Here is a 4,230-nt window from a genome sequence, read left to right on the forward strand (position 1 = left end):
AATGGGAAGAGTAGCAATCAATGCTTACGGCCCACAAATTCAGTGAACAAAGTCACCTACGATCGCCGAACAGGCCAATTTCACGGGGGCGATCGCCGTTTTATTGCCCGTGCTGAAGTTCTGCGGTTGGTCGATGCAGAGGCAGCTCGGCTTGAGACTCGGCTGAGTGGTCATGCGCGACTGCTGACCCAGGACAAAATCAGTGTGACTGAGTTTCAGTTACGGATGGCTGATGATGTCAAGCTCTCTCACTTGAGGATGGCAGCGTTTGGTGCAGGTGGAGAGAAGCAGCTCAATGCTCGCCACTTTGGCACAGCAGGGCAAGAATTGAGGCAGCAATACAAATATTTGCAGGGGTTTGGGGATGCGATCGCCCAAGGTGAACTCAGTGAAAAACAAATCCTTTCCCGTGCCAAGTCCTATGGGGTGAGCGCTAGAACTGCCTTCTTTAAGTCGGAGAAGATGACCCGTGAGAGCTACGATGCGAGGGAGGCAAAGCGCAGCCTAGACAGTCAAGCTCGCCACTGTTCATCCTGCCTGGGTCACTCAACCGGGGGCTTATGGCTGCCCATTGATCAGGTTGTTGCGCCGGGGGTTGATTGCGAGTGCAACAGCCGCTGCCGCTGTCGAATTGTGTTTAGGGATGCTTAGGAAGGGCGATCGCTTGTGATTCTGTTGAAATTTACTGGAGTGAAGTGGCGTTGGCTTCCCTGGAGAGATAAGCTAGGGGGATACTATCTTGAGTACCGCTGGCTAGGTTTTCAGCTCTGCTTCTACACACCGCAAGCAGCCGAAATGATTGTAGATGCTCTGAACACGCATAAGAGGCGATCGCCATCTCATTAGTTGACTCGCATATGGTAGTACACCAATAAGTGCAAAGCCCTGGATTTGGTCAACTGATGCTTGACTTTGCTTTACAAATACTTGAGCTAGCGATCGCTACAATACTTCCGTCAGGATTCGAACCTGAATGGCAACGACTTCGTTTCCTATCTGTGGCTCCAGATCTTAGGGAGTCGAACCCAAAGGCAGCATTACCGCGGGTATAACCCAGCCCGCCCCAGAAGCAATTCTATTTTAGGCGCGATCGCCTACCTTGGGCAGATCGCTAATCCCTAAAGACAGCTAACAATGTAGAGCGTTCTCTACGTCTATGCAGCGGTTTTCTGCTTTTGCTTACCTCGTCTAGCAAGAATTGCGATTCCTGTTAGCGCAAGCCCTGCTGTTACGGTAGGTTCGGGAACAGAAGTTGCAGGAGTGTCAGGCGTTGCCTTAGTGAACTGAAGGGTTGGACCGGAGTTATAAATCCCAACATAGTATGAACTGTCTGAGAGTCCACCTCTGTTACTGTCACCGAATCTAGCGAGCCATAGGGAACTTGATGTTACGGCAGGGGAAGTGTTGCGGTTACCGAATGAGAGAAACTCAAAATTTGTGATATTGCCGTTACTAACAGTAAAAAAGTTATCCCTTGGATTTCCTACATACTCACCAAGTCCAAACCCGGCAGTGTTAGACAGCACTTCTACACTTTTTGCTGCACTAGTAGTGTTATCAAGAAGCCCTCGAACTACTCCTGTAACTGTACCTCCTCCATGAGCCTCATTCGTGAACAAGAAGTTGAAGTTTAGACTTGCTGCTTCAGCAGGATTTGGGGCTAGTGTGGAAAGAGTAGCAACAGTAGCTACGGTGAGGGTGGCGAACGCTTTATTTAGCATGTTTTAAGCCTTTGAGAAAAATGGATCGTAAAAATACCGTATCCTCTCACCTACAGAAAGGGTCGCCAGTATTCAGTAAAAACGCTTATCTTTGCAAAAATATTAAGTACAAGGGTTTTCATGTGAAGTACGAAGAGCGATAGCTCTACAAAAACTCTCCCTTTTTTCCAATGGGAAGAAAATGCTTATTTCCCCCAATCTTTGAGACTTTTGAGAGCCGTTTCCGTTTTACGCTTTCTCAGGGCGATCGCTCTAGTGACGCAAAACCTAGACCCAGCTTTGGTAGTCAGAAAATTTCTGATTCTGAGCCAATGGGTTGAGGGGCGATCGCTCTCCTAATTTAGCCCCGTTAGAAGAGCGATCGCCTTACCTCTAAGGTGCCCTTATGGCCCCATGAAGATCCCTTGAAGTACCGTTGCTGCTGATTAGGGTGGTTTTTGTGAGTGAGTGAGGTGCTGGGATGCTTGGTAGAGCGGGCGATCGGATTTTTGAATTGGTTTGAATTGGGGTTTTTGAGCTTTGATCCCGTATAGCTGGGGCTTGGGTTAAAAAGGGCCAATTCAAAAATTGAGAGGGGCGAGGGGATGGGGAGGTGAGGAGAGGGGCGATCGCTCAATAGTCAAGCCGCGATCGCGCATCAGTTTTTCAATGGCAGCTTTGAAAGCTGTGCTACCTGTGAAGATATACGGAACTGTTCCGCTTATTTACCCCAGACAGCCTAACAATGGTTAGCTGAATAGTAAAGGCAAGCCAGAGGAGACTCGTGCAATATGTCGCAGCAGTTACCCGATGAGCACTATCAAACTTTGTCCAACTATCTGGAAAGTAACCAATGGAAAGAAGCGGATCAAGCCACTACGCTTCTGATGCAGCAATCATCAACAGACTTGCTCATCCTGGATGAGCTTTGGACAAGATTTAGTGCTGGGCGTTTTGGGTTCAGCATCCAAAGCCAAATTTGGCAGGAAGTTGGTTGTGCAATAGCTGCCCCTCCTCATTACAACTACTCGTCATCCTGGGAGTCGGGAGATAGCGACTTCGAGCAGGAAAAAATTGATAAGTTCGCCCAGCGGGTGGGTTGGATAAACAATCGTAGTCAATGGGTGGGGTACGAAGATTTGAACTTTAGCCTTAATGCACCATATGGGCATCTGCCTATAGGACATGGGAGAAGTATGGGTAGTTTGATTCGTCGTTTCTCTTACATCGTTGCTGCTAAGAATGTATAGCTTGTTTGTGAAAATGAGCTTGTTTGTGAAAATGCGGGCTAATCAACAGGAGCATGATGCTTGAAGGAGTTGGCAAGGGTCTAGAGGTTACATCGGCGGGTGAACGCTACCGTTATCCAGACCCATTCTTAGGCCAGCATCTGCCTTAAACGTGCGATCGGGAAAGCAGGAGACAAGAAATCTCAAGGCTCCTATTCATCTTCATTGAGGTAAACATCGCATCTCAGAACAAGCACGAGCGATCGCTCCTTCATCCCAGACCTAGGCCAAGAAAATGTCCGAATTCTGGACAACTGGCGCGATGAGCAGCAGTTCACTGACTTGGTTGCGTTCCCCAATTGGGGAAAAGTTGGAGGGGCGATCGCCCCTCTGCCTTGCTGGCTCGATTGAGCGATTTGTCGTGACTCCGTTTTATGAAGATATTGCTTAGCTCGTTAGGCTAGGCATCAGGATTAAGCGCTTTAGCGGTTTTTTTAACGCTGCAAAATTTTTACTCTAGAGCCTGTCCCTATCCAGTTAGTTGCCCTGTAAGAATGGCCCAAAAAATCATTCTCACCTGTTTTCAACCGCCTTCAGACTTGCCCTTAGGCTATCAATTCTGTGAGAACTCGGACTTGATTGCGTGTGAACTGCTAACAGGTGAAACCTCAAGAGAAGCTTTGGCGAGAGCCAAGGATGCAGGTTTAACCGTCGTAGGCTGGAGCCTGTCAGCATCAAACCGAAAACTTTAGCTACTGAGCGATCGCCCTACCCAGCACTTAGCTCAAAATCAGAAATTTTCTAAATCTTAGAACTTGGCTTGGGGTTTGCGTTACAGCGCGATCGCCAATTCACTATTGGCATTCCTGGCTCGGAGAAGCAGAGATGCAGCTAGGCTCGCCACGTCCTAACCCTTTAACCCCTACCTCCTACGCTATGCCGCATTGGTGCTAGCGATCGCTGGTCTTATTATCGCAAAGCTAAATAAGCTTTATTCTGTGTCCGTATATTAAAGAAATCGGGCCAAAACATTAATAAGGTAGTTTCCCCAATTGGGGAAAAGTTGGAGGGGCGATCGCCTTACACCATTGCCGCTGTTCGGTGTCCTGGCCGTTTGTGAGGAGTCCGGGATTCCTGCAAGTTCCGTCACTGTCTGACGCGGTGCGACTGACCTGAGCGATCGCTACCCAAATCCTAGCCTCTGAGTCGAGGGAACGCTACCAAGTCCAGACGGCTTGGTGGTATGGGCCTAATTCTGACGCTCAATGAAATATCGGTGGAGTTCGTGCGGTTTCTCGACA

General features: G+C 48.6%; 5 protein-coding genes. 4 read left to right on the forward strand and 1 reads right to left on the reverse strand.

From position 1 onward, the window contains the following. Nucleotides 1–651, forward strand: a 651-nt coding sequence (locus NDA01_RS31405; RefSeq protein WP_348231141.1) for a hypothetical protein, incomplete at its 5' end; no start/stop codon positions are given. Between the two features lie 503 nt (nt 652–1,154). On the opposite strand, the gene NDA01_RS31410 is transcribed toward NDA01_RS31405, so the two are convergent. Next, nucleotides 1,155–1,721: a PEP-CTERM sorting domain-containing protein gene (locus tag NDA01_RS31410; RefSeq protein WP_348231142.1), complete on the reverse strand. Its 567-nt coding sequence runs from the start codon at nt 1,719–1,721 to the stop codon at nt 1,155–1,157. Nucleotides 1,722–1,931: 210 nt separating this feature from the next. On the opposite strand from NDA01_RS31410, the gene NDA01_RS31415 reads away from it, so the two are divergent. From NDA01_RS31415 to NDA01_RS31425, 3 genes are all read left to right on the forward strand, one after another. After that, a complete protein-coding gene (locus tag NDA01_RS31415) occupies nt 1,932–2,060 on the forward strand; it encodes a hypothetical protein (protein WP_348231143.1) in 129 nt (42 codons plus the stop codon). A 431-nt stretch (nt 2,061–2,491) separates the two neighbouring features. Next, the gene (locus NDA01_RS31420; RefSeq protein WP_190549269.1) at nt 2,492–2,950 is read left to right on the forward strand and encodes a GUN4 domain-containing protein; all 459 of its coding nucleotides are present in this window, start codon (nt 2,492–2,494) and stop codon (nt 2,948–2,950) included. Nucleotides 2,951–3,224: 274 nt separating this feature from the next. Beyond that, nucleotides 3,225–3,380, forward strand: a complete 156-nt coding sequence (locus NDA01_RS31425; RefSeq protein WP_348231144.1) for a hypothetical protein — start codon at nt 3,225–3,227, stop codon at nt 3,378–3,380. Nucleotides 3,381–4,230: the final 850 nt, after the last annotated feature.

Origin of the sequence: Trichocoleus desertorum AS-A10 (assembly GCF_039962155.1) — a bacterium.
Taxonomy (GTDB): Bacteria; Cyanobacteriota; Cyanobacteriia; order FACHB-46; family FACHB-46; genus Trichocoleus.